Annotated in this window: 23 protein-coding genes and 1 tRNA gene; 15 read left to right on the forward strand and 9 right to left on the reverse strand. The window is 62.8% G+C overall.

What is annotated here, in order from left to right:
• Positions 1-152 precede the first annotated feature (152 nt).
• The 3 genes from RM192_RS14915 to clpS all read left to right on the forward strand — a co-directional run bounded on the left by RM192_RS14915 (position 153) and on the right by clpS (position 3,628).
• On the forward strand, positions 153-2,021 hold the full coding sequence (locus RM192_RS14915; RefSeq protein WP_311508348.1) for a class I poly(R)-hydroxyalkanoic acid synthase: 1,869 nt from the start codon (positions 153-155) through the stop codon (positions 2,019-2,021).
• A gap of 151 nt (positions 2,022-2,172) precedes the next feature.
• Positions 2,173-3,027, forward strand: a complete 855-nt coding sequence (phaP, locus tag RM192_RS14920; protein ID WP_311508349.1) for a TIGR01841 family phasin — start codon at positions 2,173-2,175, stop codon at positions 3,025-3,027.
• Between the two features lie 208 nt (positions 3,028-3,235).
• Positions 3,236-3,628 (forward strand): ATP-dependent Clp protease adapter ClpS, encoded by a 393-nt coding sequence (clpS, locus tag RM192_RS14925; protein ID WP_311508350.1) that lies wholly within the window; start codon positions 3,236-3,238, stop codon positions 3,626-3,628.
• A gap of 58 nt (positions 3,629-3,686) precedes the next feature.
• Here the strand turns inward: clpS and RM192_RS14930 are convergent, their stop codons facing one another.
• Positions 3,687-4,130, reverse strand: a complete 444-nt coding sequence (locus RM192_RS14930; protein WP_311508351.1) for a hypothetical protein — start codon at positions 4,128-4,130, stop codon at positions 3,687-3,689.
• A 235-nt stretch (positions 4,131-4,365) separates the two neighbouring features.
• Here RM192_RS14930 and lptF point away from each other — a divergent pair, with 235 nt between their 5' ends.
• The gene (gene lptF / locus RM192_RS14935) at positions 4,366-5,610 is read left to right on the forward strand and encodes an LPS export ABC transporter permease LptF (protein WP_311508352.1); all 1,245 of its coding nucleotides are present in this window, start codon (positions 4,366-4,368) and stop codon (positions 5,608-5,610) included.
• Complete coding sequence (gene lptG / locus RM192_RS14940; RefSeq protein WP_311508353.1) at positions 5,600-6,700, forward strand: LPS export ABC transporter permease LptG; 1,101 nt, start codon at positions 5,600-5,602, stop codon at positions 6,698-6,700. Before lptF ends, lptG begins: the two co-directional genes overlap by 11 nt.
• Positions 6,701-6,704: 4 nt before the next feature.
• On the opposite strand, the gene RM192_RS14945 is transcribed toward lptG, so the two are convergent.
• On the reverse strand, positions 6,705-7,802 hold the full coding sequence (locus RM192_RS14945) for a fatty acid desaturase (protein ID WP_311508354.1): 1,098 nt from the start codon (positions 7,800-7,802) through the stop codon (positions 6,705-6,707).
• A gap of 169 nt (positions 7,803-7,971) precedes the next feature.
• On the opposite strand from RM192_RS14945, the gene RM192_RS14950 reads away from it, so the two are divergent.
• Both RM192_RS14950 and RM192_RS14955 read left to right on the forward strand, forming a co-directional pair.
• A complete protein-coding gene (locus tag RM192_RS14950; protein WP_311508355.1) occupies positions 7,972-9,129 on the forward strand; it encodes an N-acetyltransferase in 1,158 nt (385 codons plus the stop codon).
• Between the two features lie 85 nt (positions 9,130-9,214).
• Positions 9,215-9,673 (forward strand): response regulator, encoded by a 459-nt coding sequence (locus RM192_RS14955; protein WP_311508356.1) that lies wholly within the window; start codon positions 9,215-9,217, stop codon positions 9,671-9,673.
• Positions 9,674-9,911: 238 nt separating this feature from the next.
• On the opposite strand, the gene RM192_RS14960 is transcribed toward RM192_RS14955, so the two are convergent.
• Positions 9,912-10,682, reverse strand: coding sequence for a Crp/Fnr family transcriptional regulator (locus RM192_RS14960; protein WP_311508357.1), 771 nt, complete (start codon positions 10,680-10,682; stop codon positions 9,912-9,914).
• A 127-nt stretch (positions 10,683-10,809) separates the two neighbouring features.
• On the opposite strand from RM192_RS14960, the gene RM192_RS14965 reads away from it, so the two are divergent.
• A complete protein-coding gene (locus RM192_RS14965; protein ID WP_311508358.1) occupies positions 10,810-11,181 on the forward strand; it encodes a response regulator in 372 nt (123 codons plus the stop codon).
• A gap of 74 nt (positions 11,182-11,255) precedes the next feature.
• A complete protein-coding gene (locus RM192_RS14970) occupies positions 11,256-12,053 on the forward strand; it encodes a response regulator (RefSeq protein WP_311508359.1) in 798 nt (265 codons plus the stop codon).
• 68 nt (positions 12,054-12,121) lie between these two features.
• On the opposite strand, the gene RM192_RS14975 is transcribed toward RM192_RS14970, so the two are convergent.
• Positions 12,122-13,792 (reverse strand): CHASE domain-containing protein, encoded by a 1,671-nt coding sequence (locus RM192_RS14975; protein WP_311508360.1) that lies wholly within the window; start codon positions 13,790-13,792, stop codon positions 12,122-12,124.
• Positions 13,793-14,074: 282 nt separating this feature from the next.
• Between RM192_RS14975 and RM192_RS14980 the strand changes: the two genes are divergently transcribed.
• From RM192_RS14980 to RM192_RS14990, 3 genes are all read left to right on the forward strand, one after another.
• Positions 14,075-14,230 carry a NepR family anti-sigma factor gene (locus RM192_RS14980; RefSeq protein WP_311508361.1) on the forward strand — a complete coding sequence of 52 codons (156 nt, stop codon included), beginning with the start codon at positions 14,075-14,077 and terminating at the stop codon, positions 14,228-14,230.
• Positions 14,223-14,831 carry a sigma-70 family RNA polymerase sigma factor gene (locus RM192_RS14985; protein WP_311508362.1) on the forward strand — a complete coding sequence of 203 codons (609 nt, stop codon included), beginning with the start codon at positions 14,223-14,225 and terminating at the stop codon, positions 14,829-14,831. The genes RM192_RS14980 and RM192_RS14985 overlap by 8 nt, the downstream gene beginning before the upstream one ends.
• 131 nt (positions 14,832-14,962) lie before the next feature.
• Positions 14,963-16,129: an AI-2E family transporter gene (locus RM192_RS14990; protein WP_311508363.1), complete on the forward strand. Its 1,167-nt coding sequence runs from the start codon at positions 14,963-14,965 to the stop codon at positions 16,127-16,129.
• Here RM192_RS14990 and RM192_RS14995 read toward each other — a convergent pair.
• The gene (locus RM192_RS14995) at positions 16,117-16,731 is read right to left on the reverse strand and encodes a superoxide dismutase (RefSeq protein ID WP_311508364.1); all 615 of its coding nucleotides are present in this window, start codon (positions 16,729-16,731) and stop codon (positions 16,117-16,119) included. The two genes, RM192_RS14990 and RM192_RS14995, sit on opposite strands and share 13 nt — an antisense overlap.
• Positions 16,732-16,870: 139 nt before the next feature.
• Positions 16,871-18,157, reverse strand: coding sequence for a cation:dicarboxylate symporter family transporter (locus tag RM192_RS15000; RefSeq protein WP_311508365.1), 1,287 nt, complete (start codon positions 18,155-18,157; stop codon positions 16,871-16,873).
• Positions 18,158-18,240: 83 nt separating this feature from the next.
• Between RM192_RS15000 and glmM the strand changes: the two genes are divergently transcribed.
• The 3 genes from glmM to thiD all read left to right on the forward strand — a co-directional run bounded on the left by glmM (position 18,241) and on the right by thiD (position 20,642).
• Positions 18,241-19,578 (forward strand): phosphoglucosamine mutase, encoded by a 1,338-nt coding sequence (gene glmM, locus RM192_RS15005; protein WP_311508366.1) that lies wholly within the window; start codon positions 18,241-18,243, stop codon positions 19,576-19,578.
• Positions 19,578-19,817 carry a DUF1272 domain-containing protein gene (locus RM192_RS15010; protein WP_311508367.1) on the forward strand — a complete coding sequence of 80 codons (240 nt, stop codon included), beginning with the start codon at positions 19,578-19,580 and terminating at the stop codon, positions 19,815-19,817. Before glmM ends, RM192_RS15010 begins: the two co-directional genes overlap by 1 nt.
• Positions 19,818-19,895: 78 nt before the next feature.
• Positions 19,896-20,642 carry a bifunctional hydroxymethylpyrimidine kinase/phosphomethylpyrimidine kinase gene (thiD, locus tag RM192_RS15015; RefSeq protein WP_311508368.1) on the forward strand — a complete coding sequence of 249 codons (747 nt, stop codon included), beginning with the start codon at positions 19,896-19,898 and terminating at the stop codon, positions 20,640-20,642.
• Here the strand turns inward: thiD and RM192_RS15020 are convergent.
• The 3 genes from RM192_RS15020 to RM192_RS15030 all read right to left on the reverse strand — a co-directional run bounded on the left by RM192_RS15020 (position 20,627) and on the right by RM192_RS15030 (position 22,180).
• Positions 20,627-21,142 carry a GNAT family N-acetyltransferase gene (locus RM192_RS15020; RefSeq protein ID WP_311508369.1) on the reverse strand — a complete coding sequence of 172 codons (516 nt, stop codon included), beginning with the start codon at positions 21,140-21,142 and terminating at the stop codon, positions 20,627-20,629. The genes thiD and RM192_RS15020 overlap by 16 nt on opposite strands.
• A 5-nt stretch (positions 21,143-21,147) precedes the next feature.
• A complete protein-coding gene (locus tag RM192_RS15025; RefSeq protein WP_311508370.1) occupies positions 21,148-22,029 on the reverse strand; it encodes a TIGR00730 family Rossman fold protein in 882 nt (293 codons plus the stop codon).
• A gap of 77 nt (positions 22,030-22,106) precedes the next feature.
• Positions 22,107-22,180 (reverse strand) — tRNA-Gln (locus tag RM192_RS15030).
• Between the last annotated feature and the right edge of the window lie 108 nt (positions 22,181-22,288).

Below are 22,288 nucleotides of genomic sequence, written 5' to 3' on the forward strand. Positions count from 1 at the left end.
GGCGCGGCAGGAGTGCCGCAATCTCGGCCCTTACGCCAAAAGGCCGAACGTGGAAACCTTGCTTGGAACCAGCGCCAATTGCGCTACGACAGGGCTGCCAAGCTGGCACATCGCGTGTATAGATGGCGGCAGGAAACGGCGAAGGGGCAGGCATGACGGACAAGACGGGTATCGATTCGGTCGTGTTCGAGGATGTATTCCGCCAGCAGGGCGAGGCCATGCGCAGCCTGTTCACGCCGTTGATGCCCGCCATGCAGGGCGTCGCGTCCGAACCGGCAGACCTGCAGCATTGGGCGATGTCGGCGGCGAAACTGCAGAAGATGTGGCTCGATTTCAGTGCCGAACAGTCGGGCAATGTCGAACCGATGCTGGCGCGGCTGGGCGATATCGGGAAATGGACGCAAGTGTTCATGTCGATGGCCGGGCAATTGCCGATCTCGCAGGTCGAGACCCAAACCAAGCTGTGGACCGAAAGCATGGCGCTGTGGGGCGCGGTGATGGGTCAGTACGCGGGCGGCACCACGCCTGCGCAGGATGCGCCCGACCTTCCGCGCAAGGATCGTCGCTTTGCCGACAAGCGCTGGCACGAACAGCCCGCCTTCGCACTGATCCACCAGACCTACCTGCTGCTGTCAGAAAAGCTGCACGACATGGCGCGCGATGTTCAGGGCCTCACGCCTGAACGCAAGGAGCAGCTCCAGTTCGCCACCAAAGTGGTGACCGATGCCCTTTCGCCGGCGAACTTCCCGTTCACAAACCCGGTTGTGATCGAGCGGACGATGGAAAGCCGCGGCGAAAATCTGGTCAAGGGCGTCGAGCATCTGCTGGGCGACTTGCGCAAGGGCCAGCTCACCCACACCGATCCGGAAGCGTTCGAGCTCGGCCGCAACATCGCGGTCACGCCGGGCAAGGTCGTCCATGAAACGCCGCTGTTCCAGCTGATCCAGTATACCCCGGCCACCGGGGAAGTGTTCGAAACGCCGCTGCTGATCTTCCCGCCGTGGATCAACCGTTTCTACATCCTCGATCTCAACCCTCAGAAAAGCTTCATCCGCTGGGCCGTGGCGCAAGGGTTGAGCGTGTTCGTGGTGTCGTGGAAATCGGCCGACGCGTCGATGGCGGACATTGTCTGGGACGACTACATCCGCGCGCAGATCGAGGCGATCGACCTGGTGCGTGATCGCCTCAAGGTTCCGGCAGTGCACACCATCGGCTACTGCGTGGCGGGGACCACCCTCGCAGCCACGCTGGCGATTCTGGCGCGGCGCGGCGAGGCGGACAAGGTCGCCAGCGCAACCTTCTTCACCGCACAGGTCGACTTCGAGGACTCGGGCGATCTGCGCAACTTCATCGACGACAACCAGATCAAGATGCTCGAAAGCTTTTCGACTGACGGGTATCTCGACGGGCGCTACATGGCCGCCGCGTTCAACACGTTGCGCGGGCCGGACCTGATCTGGAACTACGTCGTCAACAATTACATGCTGGGCGACGACTACCCCGCGTTCGACCTGCTGCACTGGAATGGCGACACGACCAACTTGCCCTCGAAGTGGCACGTGGCCTACTTGACCGATCTCTACCGCGACAACCGGCTTGTCATTCCCGACGCCATGGTGGCCGACAACACGCCGATCGATCTGCGCCGCATTGCAACACCGTGCTATATTCAGGCCGGGCGCGAGGATCATATTGCGCCGCCGCAGAGCGTGTGGAAGCTAACCCGGCACTTGTCGGGTGACTGGCGTTTCGTCCTGGCAGGATCGGGCCACATCGCCGGCGTGGTCAATCCGCCCGAATCAGGCAAGTACCAGTACTGGCTAAATCCCGATTCCCCGGCCAGCCTCGACGAATTCGTTGCAGGAGCCAAGGAAACCAAGGGCAGTTGGTGGCCAGACTGGATCGAATGGATCGAAAGCCGATCACCTGCAAAAGTCTCTGCAAAGGGCAAGCGTGTGCCCGGAAGCAAGGGCGACAAGGTGATCGAGGATGCGCCGGGCCGCTACGTCCGTACGCGCTGACGCTGCCCTTGAGCAGATTGCTCCATTCCGGAAATGGTGCACTGCACAATAATTCTTGACATCCTCGGCCGAATAACTATTTTGTGCACTGCAACAAGAGTGAAACGTGGCCGAGCAGGTTCACGGCGCGCTTGAAAGCAGGAGTCGTAAGATGGTCGATGAAGTGAAGGTCAGCACGGACGAAGCTACCCCCGCGGTGGAAGCGGTCGTTGCACAGCCGGACGTTCCGGCAATCGAAGCGGCTGAGCCGGTTGAACCGATTGCCGAAGTAGTGGCAAAGCCGGTCGCCGCTCGCAAGGTCAAAGCCAAGGCGGAACAGCCGGTGGAAGCACCAGCCCCCGTCGTTTCGGAAGTTGCCCCGCCGGCCAAGCCAGCGAAGGCGCCCAAGCTGCCGAAGAAGGCCGCCAACTCCAAAACCGTTATCAAGGCCCGTTCGCCCAAGCCATCCGTCAAGGTGGCAGCGCCGGTGCCTGCGGTGAAGCCCGCAGCCAAGCGTCCTTCCACCGCTACTCCCCGGGTGAAAACCCAAAGCGTGAAAACTCTCGTCGGCACCCCCAAGACCCCGACGACCAGGAAGGAACTTTTTGCAATGGCTACCACCACCACCGAATTCACCGGCAAGCTGCAGAACGCGTTCAAGGACGCCCAGGAAAAGGCCAAGGCCGCATTCGGCGATGCCGGCTCGTTCGCCAAGGGCAACGTCGAAGCCATGGTCGAATCGTCGAAGATCCTCGCCAACGGCCTGCAGGACATGACCAAGGGTTATGTTGCCGAGACCAAGACCTCGTTCGAGTCCATGACGGCTGACGTCAAGGACCTCGCTACGGTCAAGTCGCCCACCGAGTTCTTCGAAAAGCAGTCGGCCCTGATGCGCAAGAACTTCGACGCTGCGGTTGCCGCCAGCTCGAAGAACAGCGAAGCCATGCTCAAGCTGGTCAACGAAGCGTTCCAGCCGATCTCGACCCGCGTCAGCATCGCGGTTGAAAAGATCAAGCACGCTGCCTGATCGCCTTACGGTGCCGCCCAGCAAGGGTGACCTTGCCGCTGGCACCGGAATGGCCTGATTGAACGGACCGGGGGCCCCGCGCCTTCCGGTCCGTTTGTCATTTCGGGCAAATGTCGCCGCCTGGCCATGCCTCTCGGGCCGATTCCGACACACCTTCCCCGTGGTGCCTCTTGTCCTGCAGCGCCGGGAATGCGATATTACTTCCATCATGAGCATCAATCGCCTCGCCCAACCGGACATGTCCGTCCCGCACCGCTGTGCCGGGGACGACGATTCGCATGGCGGATCACGTGGGGCTGGCGGGGATGACCAGATCGGCATCGCCACCAAGACCCGCGCGAAATCCAAGAAGCCGAGCCAGTTCAAGGTGCTCATGCTCAATGACGATTACACCCCGATGGAATTCGTGGTGATGGTCCTCAAGCGGTTCTTCCACATGGACCTCGAGCAGGCGACGCGCGTGATGCTTCACGTCCACCAGCGCGGCGTCGGCGTCTGCGGGATTTTCCCCTATGAAATCGCCGAGACCAAAGTGAACCAGGTGATGGACTTCGCCCGGCAGAACCAGCACCCCTTGCAGTGCACGCTGGAAAAAGCCTGAAAGTGCCATAAAAAACCGGGCCTGTGGCCCGGCTTCTCAATTCCCCGACAAGCCTCGTTCAGCCGGCAGCCGTCGATTTCAACTCGGCCGCCCGTCTGGCGAGCGCGCGGAGCAGAGCGGCGAGCCAGGCCATCGACAGGCTGCGCGCGTTGCGCGAATGTGCTCCGGCACTGCCCTCGGGAATGACTTGCGCGACAAATGACCCGTCCTGCATCCGCCCACCGGTGAAAATGGCTGTGCGCGGAATCAGTGCAATGGCAGCACTCTCAAACGCACCCGAATCTGCCAGCAGCGATATCCACTGGCTTGCGACATCCTTGCGCGTGTCATCGGGCGCGATGCCGAAATCGGACAGTTCGCGCAGGATCCGGTCAAAGCCGCGGCGCTGATCGCCGGGTTCAAGTCCCTCGCACCATGCCGCCAATTCGCTGTAATGTTCGGCAGAACCCTCATCCTGCCGAACCGCATTCAACCACACTTCACTGATGTGTTCATAGGACACGCCGGGACCCTCCTTCAACGACCAGAGGTTTGCATATAACTTTAAGCACGATATGACTATATCTTTCGTTAGTCCGAGTGCAACATGCCGCTTTTCCCTTCCCCGAGCGCGACGTAGCGGCTAGTCCCTGCGCAAAGGCACGGTTCATGCGGCGCGCCGCAGATCCTGACCTGAACCTGTCTGTTTCCACGCAAATGGTTGTCCAGTTGCCCTACACATCGCCCAGCACCGCACAGTGAAGCTCCTCACCGCCACCGATCGCTATATCGCCCGGCTCGTCTTCGTGCCGATGCTGTCGGTGTTCGTCCTCGCCGCGTCACTGCTTGTGCTCGACAAGATGCTGAAGCTGTTCGATTTCGTGGCAACGCAGGGCGGCCCGGTGAGTGTCGTGTTCAAGATGCTGGCAAACCTGCTGCCGGAATATGCCAGTCTTGCCATCCCGCTCGGCCTGATGCTCGGCATCCTGTTTGCATTCCGCAAGCTGGCGATGAGTTCCGAACTCGACGTGATGCGCGCGGTGGGTCTGTCTTATACCCGGCTGCTGCGCGTGCCCTACATGTTCACAATTGCGCTGGCGCTGCTCAACCTCGTGATCGTCAGTTATCTCCAGCCGCTGTCACGCTACTACTACGAACAACTCCAGTTCGAATTGCGCTCGGGCGCGCTGGGCGCGTCGATCAAGGTGGGCGAGTTCAATTCGCTGCAGGACCGCACCGCACTGCGCGTCGATTCGAGCCGTGACGAAGGCCGCGATCTGCGCGGCATTTTCGCGCGGATTCAGACGAGCAACGGCCAGGTCATGGTCATTTCCGCACGCGAAGGACGGTTCTTCGCCAACCGCGAAAGCCCCGACACGGTGATCCTGCGGCTGACCGACGGGCAGATCGTGCAGGATGGGCCACGCATCACCTCGCCCCGCGTGCTCAGCTTTGCCAGCCATGACTTGCCGATAGACCTGCCAAAGATCGAGCAATTCCGCCAGCGCGGCGACGCCGACCGCGAATACTTCCTGCCCGAACTTCTGCAGATCGGCTGGAACGACCGCTATTCGGAAGAAATGCGCAACCAGAGCAAGGCGAGCCTCAATTACCGTCTGGTGGAAGTGGTGATGATGTTCCTGCTGCCATTGCTGGCAGTGGCATTGGCGGTGCCGCCAAAGCGCTCGACCTCGGCGCTGGGCGTGTTCCTGTCGATCGTGCTGGTCGTCGCCTATCACAAGGTCAACCAGTACGGGCAGGACGTTGCCAGCCTTGGCCGGGTCGATCCGGTGCTGGCGCTGTGGGGGCCGTTTGTGGCCTTTGCCGCGCTGATCATGTGGATGTACTGGCGCATCGCCTACGTCCCCGGCGGTCAACCGATCGGCGCGCTCGAAACCGGCTTTGCCAAGATTTCGCGGATGGTGCGCAAGCTGTTCCAGCGCAAACGCCTGCCGGACGAGCCGGTGCAAGCAGATTCCGGGGAGCCAGCCCATGCAGCTTGAGTTCTTCCCGTCGCGCACGCTGGCGAGCTACATCGCGCGGATGTTCGTCGTGCGCATCCTTGCGGTGCTGCTGATGCTCGTGCTCGTGCTGCAGATGCTCGACCTGCTTAGCGAAAGCGGCAAGGTGCTGGCCGCGCCGGGCAACGGGCAAGGTCAGCTCCTGACCTATGTCTCGCTGCGCATGCCGCAGCTGATCAGCCGCTTCCTGCCCTATTCGGTGCTGCTGGCCACGATCATCACGCTGATGACGCTGAACCAGAACAGCGAGGTTATCGCGATGAAGGCGGCGGGGCTATCTGCCCATCAGGTGCTGGCACCGCTGTTCCTTGTCGCCGCGCTGACATCGGTGGTGACCTTCGGCTTCAACGAACGCATCGTTACCCGGTCGACCTCGACGCTCAAGGCATGGCAGAACGTCGATTACGGGCCGATCCCGCAGGAATCCGCGATAAAGACCAATGTCTGGCTACAGGACGGGCCGAACATCCTGTTCGCGCGCGCCGTCACAGGTGAAGACAAGACGATGCGGATGGCCGGGGTCAGCTGGTATCGCCGCGATCCGACCGGCATGGTCACCGAAATCGTCACTGCCCCTTCTGCAGCCTATGCCAATCCCGGCTGGACTTTCCGCCAGCCCGAGATGTTCGACGTGCAAAGCGCGCGCAAGACGAAGTCCACCACCGATCAGGTCTTCGCCAAGTCCGTCGAACCGGTGCAAGTCGTGATCAGCAAGGTCGATGCCGACGCCGAACCGATCTCGGAACTGACCGGGTCCATCGCGGCGATCCGCGAGGCGGGCTTCCGCACCACCGAGATCGACGGCAAGTGGTGGCACAAGCTGTCCGGCCCGCTGTCCGCGCTGCTGATGCCGCTGCTGGGTGCCGTTGCCGCGTTCGGCCTGGCGCGTTCAGGCCACCTGTTCGTGCGCGCCGTGATCGGCATGGCGCTCGGCTTTGCCTACTTCGTGTTCGACAACGCGGCGCTCGCCATGGGCAACTTCGGTGCCTATCCGCCGTTCCTTGCGGCATGGGCACCGTTCGTGCTGTTCCTGCTGATTGGCGAGACGGTGTTGATCCGCACCGAGGAATAAGACCTCAGCGCGGCAACATCGTGCTGCGCGCGAGCCGTCCGACCAGTGGCGTGAGGCCTGCGTAGTTGGCCTTGTCGTACGTTGAATCCAGCCCAAGATGCGCCTTGATCCGGCGGTGCGCCTCTGCCAGCGAGTGATAGGGCACCGAAGGCAGGAGATGGTGCAACGCATGATAGCGCAAGCCCACGGGCGCCCACAGCGGAGCCAGCAACGCTGGCGGCGGCACGTTCACCGAATCCAGATATTGCCCGGTCACAGTCATCGCCTCGCCCTCGTTCTCCCACAGATGCGCTACCAACGTGCGGATCTGGTTGAGCAGCGCGGTCAGCGCGAAAACAGCGAGACCGATAGCGAGCGGACGCCACGAATGCGTCGCGCTCCACCCCAGCACGAACAGCGCCCAGGCCGAAGCGCCCAGTTCCTGCCAGAACACCATGCGCGCGAAATCACCTTCGGGCGCGCGGCGACGGAAATCAGGATTGATCGAAAGCGACGAGGCCCGCTCCCACACCAGCTTGCGCAATGGCGGAACGATGACGCCCAGCGGCACGAGCGCGGCGGAGCGGATGAGCAGGCCCACCGGCAGCAAGAGCGCAAGCACCACGAACAGCGGCAGCGACCATGGCTTCATCAGTGCGAGCGGCAGGTATTCGGGGTCCTCTGCCGTGCCATAGCGCGTGCGCGCGTGGTGGAGCGTGTGGACGCCTTCATAGGTCAGCGACGGGGTAAGCATCGGAATGCCGACCAACACGTTCCATGTAAAGCGGAAGCCCGGCAGCGCAGTCTTGTGGATATGCGTCAGTTCATGGATGAACAGCATGGCGCGGTAAAGCGCGAGCGCCGACACGACACCGCAAAGCACCGCCAGAATGGGATTCTGCAAGAGAATTGCGCCAGCCAGCGCACCGTAGCCGAGCGCAGCCGAGGCAAGCATGTCGGGCCAGTAAATCTCTGGCCGGGCCGTGGCGATATCGCGCGTGAGGTCAACCGCGGCGCGCAGCATTTCCTTGTCATCGGGCGTACCGGCAAGGCCCCGCGGCAGCAAGGTTTGCGCAGGCGCGGCAGAAGCGCGGGGTGAGGAGAGCGTTTCAGTAGCAATCATGCCTTGAATTCCAATGTGACCCTTGCTGTCCCGGCGCCTGCTTCATCGCAGACTGCCGGTCTTTTCCACCTGAAGCGCCCCCACCTGCGCCCCATGGCTTGACATTGCACCGGATTGAACCGCAGTTCCCCGGTCAAATTTCCGCTTACCCGCAAACAAAGGCAAGATCGTGGCTCAGGGCGAAGTAATCATCACTCCCGTTTCCGGCAAGGCCGACCGCAAGGCCTTTATCGACCTCGCCTATCGCATCAACGCCAGTGATCCGCACTGGGTGCCGCCGCTGCGCATGGAAGCCGAGGAATTGATCACGCCGGGCAAGAACCCGTTTTTCGAACATGCCGACGTGCAGCTTTTTCTTGCGCGCCGAGGGGACGCAGTGGTCGGGCGCATATCGGCGCATATCGATCATCTCGCCATTGCGATGGACCCGTCGCAGGGCATGGGTCCGGGCACGGGCAACTGGGGTCTGCTGGAAGCCGAGGACGAGACTGTTGCCAACGCGCTCATCGCCCGCGCCGAAGAGTGGCTGCGCGGCAAGGGCATGAACCGCGTGCTGGCGCCGATCTCGATGTCGATCTGGGAAGAACCGGGCCAGCTGGTCAAGGGCTTCGACCATCCGCCGACGGTGATGATGGGCCACCAGCCCGAGCGATACAACGACTACATCAAGGCGCTGGGCTACCAACCGGCCAAGACCCTCAACACCTACGAGCTTGATATCACAAAGGAATTCCCGCCCCTCATTCAGCGCATCATCGCGTCGGGCGAAAAGAACCCGAAGATCCGCATCCGCCAGGTGGAGCGGTCGAAGTTCGATCAGGAAGCTGCGCTGATCCTCGACATCCTCAACGATGCGTGGTCCGACAACTGGGGTTTCGTGCCGTTTTCCGACACCGAAATCATGTATGCTGGCAAGAAATTCAAGCCGATCGTACGCGAGGACCTCATCATGGTCGCGGAGTACGAAGGGGAGCCGGTCGCGTTCATGATGACGCTGCCTGACCTCAACGAAGCGATCAAGCCGATGGGCGGGAAAATGCTCCCGTTCAACTGGGCCAAGCTGCTGTTGTGGCTGCGCAAGCCCAAGGTGCGCACGATGCGCGTGCCGCTGATGGGCGTGCGCAAGCGGCTGCAATCCTCGCGCCTTGCCAGCCAGCTCGCCTTTATGATGATCGAATACATCCGCCGCAATGCCATCCGCGAGTATGGCGCGACGCGCGGCGAGATCGGCTGGATCCTTGAAGACAATCAGGGGATGAACGCGATTGCCGAGGCAATCGACAGCCACATCAACAAGGTTTACGTGATTTACGACAAGCCGCTCTGATTTCGCCCGTAACGGTTACCGGAAGAGCGGAACCGGCTCGCGCATGGCGGAGTTGTGGTCCATACGCCATGAGGGAATTCGCCAAGTGCTCGAGCAAGGCCAGAATCGGGGGAAACCCTCACTGCCGCGCAAGCGCCGCGCGCTTGGATCCGCACTGGTGGTCGAGGACGATGCCCTGATCGCTCTGGACATAGCCGAGGCGCTGGCAGAGGCCGGCGCTGATCCCGTGTCGATCTGCCCGAGTATTGCCGAGGCGATGGAAGCATTGTCCCACTCTGTCCCTGCCCTGCTCGTGCTCGATGTTCATCTTGCCGACCGTGATGATGGCTGGGCCTTGGCCGAGCTTGCGATCCAGCTTGGCGAAACGCCCCCGCTGGTTGTGTTCACGACGGCGACGCCGCAATCGATCCCGCTTTCAGCCGCGCGGCTCGGCCATGTCCTGCCCAAGCCCTTCCGAACGACCGATCTGGTTTCGTTGATACATCGCGAGCGGCCGGCTGGCCTGATAAGCCGCATACGCGACGCGTTTTCCAGCCACAGCTGATATTGCCGTTACCGGTATCCCCGGCCACACCACCATGAAGGCGTGGCCGGGGCATCCGAGCCGTTAAAAAAGGTCCCCGCCGTTTCCGACGGGGACCTTTCGGGATCGTATCACCACCGCTTGGACGGGAGGGGGGGTCTCGGCGGTGACAAGGATAAAACGACCTGAAATCGCAGGGGTTCCCGGCCGGATGAAAATTTTATTCGGTTTTATTTTCAAATACTAACCGCATTTCACGTCAGATATATGGGCGGGGCGATGCCAATGCGGAACTTTCTATTCCGGCAAAATCGCGGGCCGCCACCATATCGGGAATGCGGATCGAGGTCAGCGTCCAGTCGACCAGACCCATGCGCCTCAGGGCCTGCAACGTCCGGTTGGTGTGGACCAGCGACAGGCCGAGCATGTCTGCGATCTGGCCCTGCGTCACAGTCATCGCCAGCACCCCGCCCGGCGCGAAACCGGTATCGATGGCGCGCTGGACGAGGAACACTGCGAGCGCGGCCATCCGCTCCCGCGCATTGCGCTGCCCGAGCGAGACGATGTGCTCCTCCAGTGCGGCTTCCTCGTGCGCGGCAAGCCAGGTCAGGTCGAACGACAGGCGCGGCTGGCTGGTCACCAGATCGAAGAACCGGTCGCGCGGGAACACGCAGAGCGTAGCCGAGGTGACCGCCTCGACCGAATGGCTCATCTCGTCGTCGAGCGCGGCCTGAAGCCCGATGAAGTCGCCCGGAAACATGAAATTGATAATCTGGCGGCGACCATCTTCGAGAAGCCGGGTGCGCATAAGGATGCCGGACAAGACGGTATAGAGGTTGCGCGGGCGGGCGCCTTGCGTGATCACCTGTTCACCCCGGAGGAACTGGGCCTCGCCCTGACGAAACGCCGCGATCCAGCCGCGCAGGTCGGGGGGCGGCTGGCGCAATCCCTCACATGTCGCCAGCGGACAATCGGCACAGCGCGAGCCCGCGTTTACCGAAATTTCCCCTGTTTCGTCGTCTCGTGCCATCTGTTTCCCCACGCCTTGCCGCACCAAGCATGTGCGGCCGCAGCGGCGCTATGTCAAAAGACAGGGTTTGTTCCCGCGATGTGCCCTATCGCGGCTTATGGCATGTGGGGATCCGGGGCTGAACGTCGTGCAGAACAATGCGGAGCCGCCGCTTGCCTTGGTCGTCGAGGACAGTGTTCTGGTGGCGATGGCAATCGAAGACGCTTTGACCGAGCGTGGCTTCGCTGTGGAAGTGGCGACAACGCTCGTCTCTGCGAAGCGCCTGCTGGCGCGGCGCCAGCCAGTCGCAGCGCTGCTCGACCTGCACCTGCCGGACGGCAACACACTCGATCTGGCGATGCTCCTTCACGACGCAGGCTGCGCCGTAGCAATCAGTTCGGCCTACGATTCCGATGCCATTCCCGATGCGCATTCATTCGCTGCGCAGTTCCGCAAGCCGGTATCGCCCGATATTCTGGCCGAATGGGCAGTGCTGGTGGCCGACCCATTGCGCGAATAGCCCTTGCCCTTGCCCGGGAACCGGTGGACTGTCTCACGCGTTGTGGCGCACGATACTGATCGGAAGGGGTACGAATGTCTCTGGGTGCCAAAGTTGCAAATCAACTCCCATATCTTCGCCGTTACGCGCGCGCGCTGACCGGCAGTCAGTCCGCTGGGGACTCGTTCGTGCGCGCCACGCTCGAAGCCGCTTTGGCGGACGATGAACTTCGCAGCACCATCGGAGAGGGTCGCGCGCAGTTGTACCACGCGTTCAACCGCGTCTGGTCGACCGCCTATGTCGACACGGTGGATCGTTCGTCGGGACTGCTCGGCGATCACGAAGCCGCCGCGCAGGAACGCCTCGCGGCGATGACACCGACCAACCGTCAGGCCCTGCTGCTGACCACGCTGGAAGACTTCAGCATCGACGACACCGCCTACATCATGGGCTGCGAGCCTGAAGAGGTCGAGCGGCTGGTACAGGACGCCATTGCCGAGATCGACCGCGAATCCGCCACCTCGGTCCTGATCATCGAGGACGAACCGCTGATCTCGATGCAGCTTGAAGACCTCGTGCGCTCGCTTGGCCATGAAGTCTGCGGCATGGCCGCGACGCGCACCAAGGCACTGGAAATCGTCGCGCGTGAACGCCCCGGCCTTGTGCTTGCCGACATCCAGCTGGCCGACGGCAGTTCCGGCCTCGACGCAGTGGACGACATCCTGCGTATTGGGTCGGTGCCGGTTATCTTCATCACCGCCTATCCCGAACGACTGCTGACAGGCGACCGGCCCGAGCCGACTTACCTCGTCACCAAGCCGTTTCAGGAACAGACGGTCCGCACCGCGATCAGCCAGGCGCTGTTCTTCGGATCGAGCCGTCCGCTCGACTGATACGCGGCACGCGTCAAACCAAACAACAAAGGGGCCGTGCCTGCCAGGCGCGGCCCCTTTTGCATGCCTCAGGAGCGCCCCTGCCGCATGGTGAAGTCGCTGCGGCGGCGCACCGGGATCAGCAGGACGCAGCGCACCCCTTCAGGTTCGAAACGCAGATCGACCGGATGGCGCAATTCGTGGGCAACGATCTTCTCGATCAATTCGGTGCCGAAGCCGCGCTTGCGCTGTTGTTCGGGATCGATAAGCGGACCACCCCGCTCCAGCCACTCGATCCGGGCGAGGTCTTCACCCGCCATTTCCCATTCGACGAAGACGCGCCCGTTTTCGACGCTGAGCGCACCGTATTTGGCCGCATTCGTCGCCAGTTCGTGAATGGCAAGACCGAGCGAAAGCGCGTCGTTCGGCGCGAGATCCACTTCCGGCCCCTCGATCACCAGATGGCGGTGCTCGTCCTGCGCATAGGGCGCAAGCTCGGCGCGGATGACCAGCGAGATCGGCGTCGTGCCCCAGTCCGAACGTGTCAACAGATCATGCGTGGCTGACAGCGCGCGGATGCGGCCTTCCAGACTGTCGGCAAATTCGGGCAGGCTGGTCGCGCGCCGCCGCGTCAGCGAGATGATCGACAGCACGTTGGCGAGGGTGTTCTTGACGCGGTGATTGAGTTCCCGGGTCAGCGAGTTGCGGATCGAGGACTGCTGCTCGAACCACGCGAGAGCGATGCGGTCTTCCGCTGCCTGTTCGGTGAGAATGCGCGCCAGCACCAGCAGTAGCGTCGCCACCAGCAGCCCGAACAACAGCGTCATCACTGACATCGTCGTGAACAGCGGTGTGGCCGGGGCCTCGATTTCCAGCAGGAACCGGTGCCCGGCAATATCGATGGGGCGCCGGTTGACTTGTCCTGAAACCTGCGCAGGCGAAACTTCAGCGAGCAGGGTCTGCCCCCGGGTATCCAGATCGTACAGGCGGACCCCTGCTCCATCGAGGTGACCTGTATCGATCGAGGATTCGAGAAACCGCTGGGCATTGAACGGCGAGTAGACGAAGCCGCGCAGCTTGCGCGCGCTTTCATCGGCGCCGAGCGAATAGACCGGCATGAACACGAGGAAGCCGGGCGGCCCGTCAGGGCGCCCTTCCTGCTGCAGCACGACGTGTCCCGTAGCCGTGGGCTGGCCGCTTCGCTCCGCCGCTTTCATTGCGGCTCGCCTGACGCTTTCGGAATACATGTCGAAGCCGATGGCGCGGCGGTTGCGAACTGAATCGGGTTCGAGGAACATAACCGGCAACACGAAGGGGCGGCCGGGTTCAGGGGTGGGGCGGACTGCGAATTGCGGAGCCGCCCCGCTGCGCATGATCGCCTCGACCGTCGGGATGTCGTCGCGGTAGATCTTCATCGTCCACCCGATTCCGTCGGAACCGACATAGCGGCCATCAAGATGGAGTTGCTTGATGAACGTGCGGAACAGCGGTGCCTCGACCATTTGCTGGGTGGCAAACAGGGCTGCGCTTGATCGCAGATAAGCCGCATTGGCATTCGACCGACGCTCAAGCCCGGAGGCGACCGCCTGCGCCGTCTGCGCAATCTGCGCGGTCTGTCGACTATCCTCGGCGTTTTCGATCGCGAAGACGCTGAGCAGAGCTACCGCCATGGTCAGGCTGAAAATCCCGATCGGCAGGCCGCGCGGAAACCGCTCGTACCACCGCGGGTTCAGCTTCTTCTGGGCGAGAAGCTTCTCCATTGCGCGCCTTGTTCCTCCATCGCGGAAAAGCCATCAGGAACGATCCCGATCAGTCCACCGTTCCATCCATTGCACCAATCGCGCGGCAAAGGAATTGCCGACGCGCGAGTGTGAAGCGGGAACCGACGGCAATCCATATCGTTCCACATCCAAAGGACCATCTGCAATTGCTGGTGCAGCAGTTGCAGAGGTGTAAACACAGCATCTGCCGCGCCCTTGCGGTCACTTGGATTTTCCCTGGAGGGGGAGGCGTTGACAGATCGAATGTCGAAAGAAAAACCGATGAAACCCGGCCAACAGCGTGGGCGGGGTGGTAAACCGCAAACGCCGGAATGGGCAGACGGGCTGAAACGCCTCTACGATTCCGTCGTTGACGAACCGCTCCCCGACAGCTTCGCAAAACTGCTCGATCAGCTTGACGATCCGTCGCATGGCTGAGCCCGACATGTCACCCCGACCGGCTATTGACCCGGTCTCGTTCAAGCGCGAGCTGACGGGCGTCATCCCGCACCTTCGCGCATTTGCTCGCGGTCTCTGCGGGCGTCCTGACCTTGCCGACGATCTCGTGCAGGAGACTCTGCTCAAGGCCTGGGCCGCGCAGGAGCGGTTCGAGCCGGGCACGTCGATGCGCGCCTGGACTTTCGTCATCCTGCGCAACGCCTACCTGACCGACATGCGCCGCAACCGCTTCCGCGCGGATTACGACGAGACGGTCGCCGAACGCATCCTCGTCGCCCCGGCGGCGCAGGAAGGCCCGATGCACCTGTCCGACATGCACCGCGCGCTTCTGACTTTGCCCCCCGAACGGCGCGAGGCTCTGCTTCTCGTGGGCGCTGGCGGGTTCAGCTACGAAGAAGCCGCGCAGATCTGCGGTTGCGCCGTAGGTACAATCAAGAGCCGCGTCGGCCGCGCCCGCGCAACGCTTACCCAGATGATTGAAAGTGGGCAAATTCCGCGCCGCAGTACTGAAGACGCCGTGGCGCACACCGCAATCATGGGTGAACTCGACCGCACTGTGCAGGCCGGGCACCAGCACTGAACCTGCTGGCGTTCTTGCATCACGGCAACGCACTGCCGCAATTCAGTGGTGCAAACAAAAGCATGACTTGATCGGCACGCATCGGCAGTGGAAGGAGATAACCCACTTCCAGCGTCAGGGCGTCTCCCAAGGTGAACCAGCCGATTTTGCCCGAATCTGCCCCTCCTGCCGAATCTCTGCCCGATCAGCGCGCGCGGCTGCAATCGGCCATCCTGCTCGTGCTTGGGCTGGGGCTGTTCCTTGCGCTGCCATTCGTGCTTTCAATTGGCTCGGTCGTGTTCCTTCCGCCGGTGACCGCGATGATCTTCACGATCGTGCTGGCACCTCTGGCTGACCGGCTGACGCGCTGGGGCGTGCCGAACATGATGGCATCGCTGATCGCGATCCTCGCTTTGATCGCGGTGGTGCTGGTCGCGCTGCTACTGATCCTCCAGCCCGCGTACGTGATGGTAGACCAGGTACCCGCGCTCGCCCGGCAGGTTGCCCGCCGCTTTGCTGAACTGCGCGGCAGCCTGTCATGGGTGGCTGACGTCAACCGCCAGCTTGCCCGGATCACTGGCCACACCTCTACGCGCGAAGTGGTTGTCGCCAGCCCCTCGGTGATCGAACAGGTCGCCTTCGCCACACCCAGCGTCATTCTCGAAGTGCTACTGACCCTGCTGATGACGTTTTTCATGATCGAATCGCGTATCCGCATGAAGCGACGCATCCTGTTCGACCGGCACTCGTTCAACGCTTCGGTCCGGCTCGCACGTGTCCTGCGCGACGTTCAAGAGCGCGTCGGCAGCTACATCCTGACCGTGGCGCTGGTGAATTTTGGTGTGGGAATGTTGGTGGCCGCAGGCGCATGGGCGTTCGGCCTGACCGCCCCGATCATGTGGGGCGGCCTCGCCTTCGTGCTCAACTTCCTGCCCTATATCGGCCCACTCATGCTGATGGGCCTGATCGGTCTGGTCGGCCTCGGCACCGCACCCAGCGTCGGCGTAGGCCTCATCCCGATGGTCGCCTATCTCGGGTTGCACGCGGTGGAATCGAACGTGGTCACGCCATCGATCCTTGGCGCGCGCTTCACCCTGAATCCCGTCGCGATCCTGATTTCGATCAGCTACTTTTCATGGATCTGGGGCGTGTTGGGTGCGCTGCTGTCCGTACCGATCCTGCTGACGATTTCCGCGCTGCTCGACCATATCGGCAAGCCCAATCTCGTCGGATTCCTGTTCGGCGAAGCTCTGTTCGAACCGGGTCGCCTTGCCGGGATGGACGAGGACGACCCGGCACAGGAACCTCAGGCGGGATAAGTCCAGATGCCCTCGTGCGCCATGTTTTCGGTGGCGAAATGCCAGTTCAGATGCTTGTCGATCACGGCCTTGAGGTAATCGGGCCGCAGGTTCTTGTGATCGAGATAGTAAGCGTGCTCCCACAGGTCGATCACCAGCAGTGGCTTGATCTCGCCAACCGAAAACGTCGCCGCGTCATGGGTCTGCTCGACCGCAAGCTTGCCGCCCTTCACCACCAGCCACACCCAGCCCGAGGCAAAATGCGCCGCGCCCTGCGCCGCCAGTTCTTCCTTCAGCTTGTCGAACGAGCCGAAAGTGTTGTCGATCAGGCTGGCAAACTCGCCTGTCGGCGCGGTTGCTTCGGGCGTCAGGCTGTTCCAGTAGAACGCGTGGTTCCAGCACTGCGCCGCGTTATTGAACAGGCCCTTGTCGCCATTGCGTTCTGCAGCGGCGATGATGCCTTCAAGACTGGTCTCAGCAAGATCAGTGCCTTCGATAGCGGCGTTGGTCTTGTCGACATAGGCCTTGTGATGCTTGCCGTGGTGGGTCTGCAGCGTTGTTGCCGAAATGGCAGGCTCGAGCGCAGTATCGGGATAGGGCAGCGGGGGCAGGGTAATGGCCATGATCGGTCAGCGTCCTTGATGCAATTTCGTATCGGCCACCAACGCGCGAGGCGCGCATCGGTTGCGTCACCAGACGGCGACACGAAGCTGATTTCCGGTTGAAATTCGCTGCCCTGCAATTGCAGAAACTGCGCTCTCGTCAGCGCGTCCTGCGATCCACTGCTGCGGTCACTGCCACGTCGAAAGTCACATTGCCCACCGTGCGCAGCAGGTCGGGCAGCACCTCGACCGCCACAAGCAAGGCCAACGGCGCGATCGGGGTGTTCATGGCAATGGCAATCGGCCCCACGGACGCGACGAAGCTGATAGATCCGGGCAGGCTGACCGAACTCAGCGACACGAGAATCGCCACGATCCACGCCGAAACCATCAGCATCGGGGAGAGGGGAACGCCATAAAGATTGGCGACATAGATCGCGACGGCAAGGTTCATTACCGGACTGGTCGCGCGGAACAGCGCCACGGCCAGCGGCATCACGAATTCCGACGTCGTCTCGCGCACTCCCAGCCTGCCGCAAGCGCCGAGCATTGCCGGCAAGGACGCGAGCGACGACTGGGTCGAGAGCGCGATGGTCTGCACAGGCAGCATCGCACGCACAAACGCACCCAATGGTTGTCGCGCAATGGCCACTGCAAAGACATAACCCGCCACCAGAACCACAGATCCGGTCAGCAACAGGATCAGCACATAGTGCGCCAGTGCGCCAATAGCCGCCGTCCCGCTGGAAGCGGCCACCGCCATGCTCAACGCGAACACGCCAATGGGGGCGAGCGCCAGCACCCAGCCGATCATCACAAGCATGGCCGAGGCGAGCGCGGCGAAAAACGTCGTCATCACCTCGCGCTGCGCGCCCGCCAACCGCCCTACTGCCAGCGCGAATACCGCCACGAACAGGATCATCGGCAACATGCGGTCATTGGCGGCAGCGTCGATCACGTTGGTCGGCACGATTGAGCGCAAGAACTCGGCAACACCCGGCACCGGCCCGGCCTCGGCCGCGGCAAGGCTGGTGCGCAACGCAGCGCCTGCTTCTGCCGGGATCGGCAGGAGTTTGAGCAGAACCGGCGTCACCAGAATTGCGGTCAAGGCGCTGAACGACAGCACCCCAAGGAACATGCCAAGGCTGCGCCGCGCCATCGCACCCGCGCTGGCCATTGCCACGGTTTGCGTCACGCCGGTAAACAGCAGAGCCGCCACCAGCGGCACGATCGTCGCCTGCAGGGCGCGCAGCCACATCTCGCCAACGGGCTTCACCCATGTCTCGACCAGCGGCAGTGCTTGCGGCGCAAGGAAGGCTACCGCCAACCCGCCGAGCAATCCGCCGACGAGGCCGATGAACGTCCACATGGCGGGAACTTGCGCGATGGGCGGCAAGGCCACATTCGATTTTGAATCGGACGAATTTTCAGGCGTCGGTAAGGTCATCTTAGATGACATTAGCTATGTCGCGCCCCATAGCAATGCAGCACGCCGCGCTTGCGGCACGGACTAGAGGGAAGAGCCTTTCCATGGCACGCAAGTTCTTCGGCACCGACGGCATCCGGGGCCGGACCAATGCCGGCGTGATGACCGCCGCGACCGCGATGAAGGTGGGACAGGCCGCCGGGACCTATTTCCAGCGCGGCGACCACCGCCACCGCGTGGTCATCGGCAAGGACACCCGCCTGTCGGGCTACATGATGGAAAGCGCGATGGTGGCGGGGTTCACCTCGGTCGGCATGGACGTGGTCCTGCTCGGGCCGATGCCCACTCCCGCCGTCGCCATGCTCACCCGCTCGATGCGCGCGGATCTCGGCGTGATGATTTCGGCCAGCCACAACCCGTTCGAGGACAACGGCATAAAGCTGTTCGGGCCTGACGGGTACAAGCTGTCCGACGAGGCCGAGCTCAGCATAGAAGCCATGCTCGAACAGGACATGGAATTGGCGGACGCGACCCACGTCGGCCGTGCCCGCCGGATCGAGGATGCGCGCGGGCGTTATATCCATGCGGTCAAGGCCAGCCTGCCCGACAACCTGCGATTGGACGGCCTGCGCATCGTGATCGATTGCGCCAACGGCGCGGCCTATCACGTCACGCCCTCGGCCCTGTGGGAACTCGGCGCCGAAGTGATCGCGATGGGCGTCGAACCCAATGGCAAGAACATAAACCTGAATGTCGGCTCAACCCACCTCGACGCGATCAAGGCCAAAGTGCGCGAGACACGTGCCGATATCGGCATCGCCTTGGATGGCGACGCCGACCGCCTGATCGTGGTGGACGAGAAGAGCCAGACGGTCGATGGTGACCAGATCATGGCGCTGATCGGCACGCAACTGGCGGCGCGCGGCGAACTTCGCGGCGGCGGCGTCGTCGCCACGGTCATGTCCAACCTCGGGCTGGAACGCCACCTCAATGCGCAGGGCCTGACGCTCGAGCGCACCTCGGTGGGCGACCGCTACGTTCTCGAACGCATGCGCTCGGGCGGGTTCAACGTCGGCGGCGAACAGTCGGGCCACATGATCCTCACTGATCACGCCACCACGGGCGACGGCACCGTGGCCGCGCTGCAAGTACTGGCCGCGCTGGTCTCATCGGGCAAACCCGCAAGCGAGCTGCTCCACCAGTTCGATCCGGTGCCGCAGATCCTCAAGAACGTGCGTTTTGCGGGTGGAAAGCCGCTGGAAGCGCAAAGCGTCAAGGACGTAATCGCCGACGCTGAAGCACGGCTTGCGGGCAAGGGCCGTCTGGTTATCCGCCCCTCCGGCACCGAACCGGTCATCCGCGTCATGGCCGAAGGCGACGATGCCGCCGAAGTCGAAGCCGTTGTCGACGCGATTTGCAACGCCGTGCGGAAGGCCGCCTGATGCTCGAAATGCGCCCCGATTGCGAACGCTGCGGCACAGACCTTCCCGCCGAGGCCCCGGGCGCGTTCATCTGCTCGTTCGAATGTACCTTCTGCGCCGAATGTGCCGACGATCTCGACGACCGCTGCCCCAATTGCGGCGGCGAACTGATGGACCGCCCGGCGCGCGCAAAGGCGCTCCAAGCCAAGCACCCACCTTCGACAGAGCGCAAGTTCAATCCTTCGACACGCTCAGGATGAGCGGAGAGTAGCTTGAATGACAAAAGGCCTGATCGTGCTGAGCTTGTCGAAGCACGCGCACTACCCTAGCCCAGCGCCATGACCCCACCTCGCATCCTCTCCATCGCCGGCTCGGACTCGGGCGGCGGTGCCGGTATTCAGGCCGACATCAAGACAATCACCATGCTCGGTGGCTACGCGATGACCGCCATCTGCGCCCTGACTGCACAGGACACGACGGGCGTCCACGCAGTCCTGCCAGTCGATCCCGCGATGGTCGCGGCGCAGATCGATGCCTGCGTGAACGACATCGGCGTGGATGCGGTCAAGATCGGGATGCTGGGTTCGCCCGAGATCGCGGCGGTAGTGGCCGACAGGCTTGAACGCCTGTCGGTGCCCGTCGTATTCGATCCGGTGATGATTGCCACCAGCGGCGCCGCGCTGGCCGACGCGGCCACCATCGTTGCGTTCGAGCGGCTGATGGTGCTCGCCACTCTGACCACGCCCAACGTGCCCGAACTTGAAGCGCTGGGCGGCAATGCGGCGATGCAGGCGCGAGGGATTGCCTATATCGCCAAGGGCGGCGACGCCGATGGTCCGGACGTCATCGACCGGTTGGTAATACCCGGCCTCATCGACAAAGTGTGGACCGCACCGCGCATTGACACTCACCACACGCACGGCACCGGCTGCACCCTGTCGAGCGCCATTGCCACGCTGCTCGCCAGCGGGGCCAGCCTTGAAGAGGCGGTGGAGGACGCGCGCGAATTCGTCCGCGCCGCCCTGCTCGCCGCCCCCGGCTTTGGCGCAGGCCACGGCCCGCTCGGGCATCAGGCAGTGCGTTGATCCCAGTCTTCACGGGTCAGCACGAAGTAGACGCTGTCGCACCATTCATCGCCCACCAGCCAGGTCCGCGCCTGCCGGTGGGTTTCGGTAAAGCCCAGCCATTCGAGCAAGCGGAGCGAGGCCTTGTTGCGCGGGTCCACATCGGCCTGAATGCGCGGCAGGTGATGCACGTCAAACCCGCGAGCGATCACCGCGCCCACCGCCTCGCGGGCAAAGCCCTGGCCCCATACTGCCGGATCGAACAGGTATCCAAGATCGGGAAAGCGGTAGAACCCCGCCTTGCCGATTACCCGGCCCTCGTGCTCGACAATGAAATCCTCGCCCAGCGCAGGTTCGATGGCGGCCATGTTGGCCAGCCATTCGCGCGTCTGGTCCTCGCTGTCATGCGGCGGCGTGGACCAGTACGCCATCGCCCGAGGCTGGCCCATGATTGCGTGCATCGGGCCGAAATCCTCCGTCTCGCGCACGCGCCGCAGCACCAGCCGGGGCGTATGGATCACAGGCGTCACCCGCAATCGAGATCGTAGAACTTGACGATATGCGCCCAGGCATCGTCCGCCGTTTCGACGACGGTGAACAGCTCGAGATCCTCGAAGTTGATCACGCCTTCCTCGGCCAGGGCCTGGAAATTGATCACGCGGTTCCAGTAGTCGCCGCCGAACAGCAGGATCGGGATCGGCTTCATCTTGCCGGTCTGGACCAGTGTCAGCAGCTCGAAGAACTCGTCGAACGTGCCGAATCCGCCGGGGAACACGGCCACCGCCCGCGCGCGCAACAGGAAGTGCATCTTGCGCAAGGCAAAGTAGTGGAACTGGAATGACAGATGCGGCGTGACGTAGCTGTTGGGCGCCTGCTCATGCGGCAGAACGATGTTCAGCCCGATCGATTCCGCGCCCGCTTCCTGCGCGCCGCGATTGGCCGCCTCCATGATCGAAGGCCCGCCACCGGAGCAGATCACGAACTGGCGCTTGCCGTCTTCGACGATCCCGCATGTGCTGGCAATCTGCGCCAGCTTGCGCGCTTCCTCGTAGTAGTGCGCCTTGGCGACCAGCCGCTCGATGACCGCCTTGCGTTCCGGCGTCGTCGCCGTGGCCAGAGCCGCGTCGGCCATGTCGGGCGAGGGGATACGCGCCGAACCATACATTACCAGCGTCGATCCGATCGCCGCTTCATCGAGCAGCATGTCCGGCTTGAGCAGTTCCAGCTGGAAGCGCACCGGTCGCAATTCCTCGCGCAGCAGAAAGTCGGTATCGCGGAAAGCCAGCCGATAGGCCGGGTCCTGTTGCTGCGGGGTGGTCTTGGGATGGGTATCTGCAAAACCGGCTTCCTGCTCGGCCTTGTAGAACTTGCGCTTGGTCAGATCGTGCTGTTTTTCTTCTTCGGTCATGGCCCATAAGTCGGGCCACACACGCAAAAGCGCAAGAGGGCGCGAAACGCGCCTTCGGTGACAGCTATGGAAGAAGATGGATGCCCCGCGAGGACTCGAACCTCGATAAACGGTATCAGAAACCGGTGTCTTACCATTAGACGACGGGGCAGCAAGAGGCGCGCAATTAAGCGGCGGCCTGCCATGAGTCAACCCGGAGAAACAGCATTTTTGGGGGCTGGCCTTGCGGGCAAGGCGCGGCAGCGCTAGCATTGCATCC

The sequence above is a fragment of the Novosphingobium sp. MMS21-SN21R genome (assembly GCF_031846015.1).
Taxonomy (GTDB): domain Bacteria; phylum Pseudomonadota; class Alphaproteobacteria; order Sphingomonadales; family Sphingomonadaceae; genus Novosphingobium.

Excerpts from the sequence above, each read along its gene's own strand:
- lptG (WP_311508353.1), top strand. The coding sequence starts at position 5,600 with ATGCAGCTTGAGTTCTTCCCGTCGCGCACGCTGGCGAGCTACATCGCG.
- RM192_RS14915 (WP_311508348.1), top strand. The coding sequence starts at position 153 with ATGACGGACAAGACGGGTATCGATTCGGTCGTGTTCGAGGATGTATTC.
- RM192_RS14945 (WP_311508354.1), bottom strand. The coding sequence starts at position 7,802 with ATGATTGCTACTGAAACGCTCTCCTCACCCCGCGCTTCTGCCGCGCCT.
- RM192_RS14960 (WP_311508357.1), bottom strand. The coding sequence starts at position 10,682 with ATGGCACGAGACGACGAAACAGGGGAAATTTCGGTAAACGCGGGCTCG.
- RM192_RS15010 (WP_311508367.1), top strand. The coding sequence starts at position 19,578 with ATGCTCGAAATGCGCCCCGATTGCGAACGCTGCGGCACAGACCTTCCC.
- glmM (WP_311508366.1), top strand. The coding sequence starts at position 18,241 with ATGGCACGCAAGTTCTTCGGCACCGACGGCATCCGGGGCCGGACCAAT.
- RM192_RS14975 (WP_311508360.1), bottom strand. The coding sequence starts at position 13,792 with ATGGAGAAGCTTCTCGCCCAGAAGAAGCTGAACCCGCGGTGGTACGAG.
- RM192_RS15000 (WP_311508365.1), bottom strand. The coding sequence starts at position 18,157 with ATGACCTTACCGACGCCTGAAAATTCGTCCGATTCAAAATCGAATGTG.
- RM192_RS14980 (WP_311508361.1), top strand. The coding sequence starts at position 14,075 with ATGAAACCCGGCCAACAGCGTGGGCGGGGTGGTAAACCGCAAACGCCG.
- phaP (WP_311508349.1), top strand. The coding sequence starts at position 2,173 with ATGGTCGATGAAGTGAAGGTCAGCACGGACGAAGCTACCCCCGCGGTG.
- thiD (WP_311508368.1), top strand. The coding sequence starts at position 19,896 with ATGACCCCACCTCGCATCCTCTCCATCGCCGGCTCGGACTCGGGCGGC.
- RM192_RS14985 (WP_311508362.1), top strand. The coding sequence starts at position 14,223 with ATGGCTGAGCCCGACATGTCACCCCGACCGGCTATTGACCCGGTCTCG.
- RM192_RS14995 (WP_311508364.1), bottom strand. The coding sequence starts at position 16,731 with ATGGCCATTACCCTGCCCCCGCTGCCCTATCCCGATACTGCGCTCGAG.
- clpS (WP_311508350.1), top strand. The coding sequence starts at position 3,236 with ATGAGCATCAATCGCCTCGCCCAACCGGACATGTCCGTCCCGCACCGC.
- RM192_RS15025 (WP_311508370.1), bottom strand. The coding sequence starts at position 22,029 with ATGACCGAAGAAGAAAAACAGCACGATCTGACCAAGCGCAAGTTCTAC.
- RM192_RS14970 (WP_311508359.1), top strand. The coding sequence starts at position 11,256 with ATGTCTCTGGGTGCCAAAGTTGCAAATCAACTCCCATATCTTCGCCGT.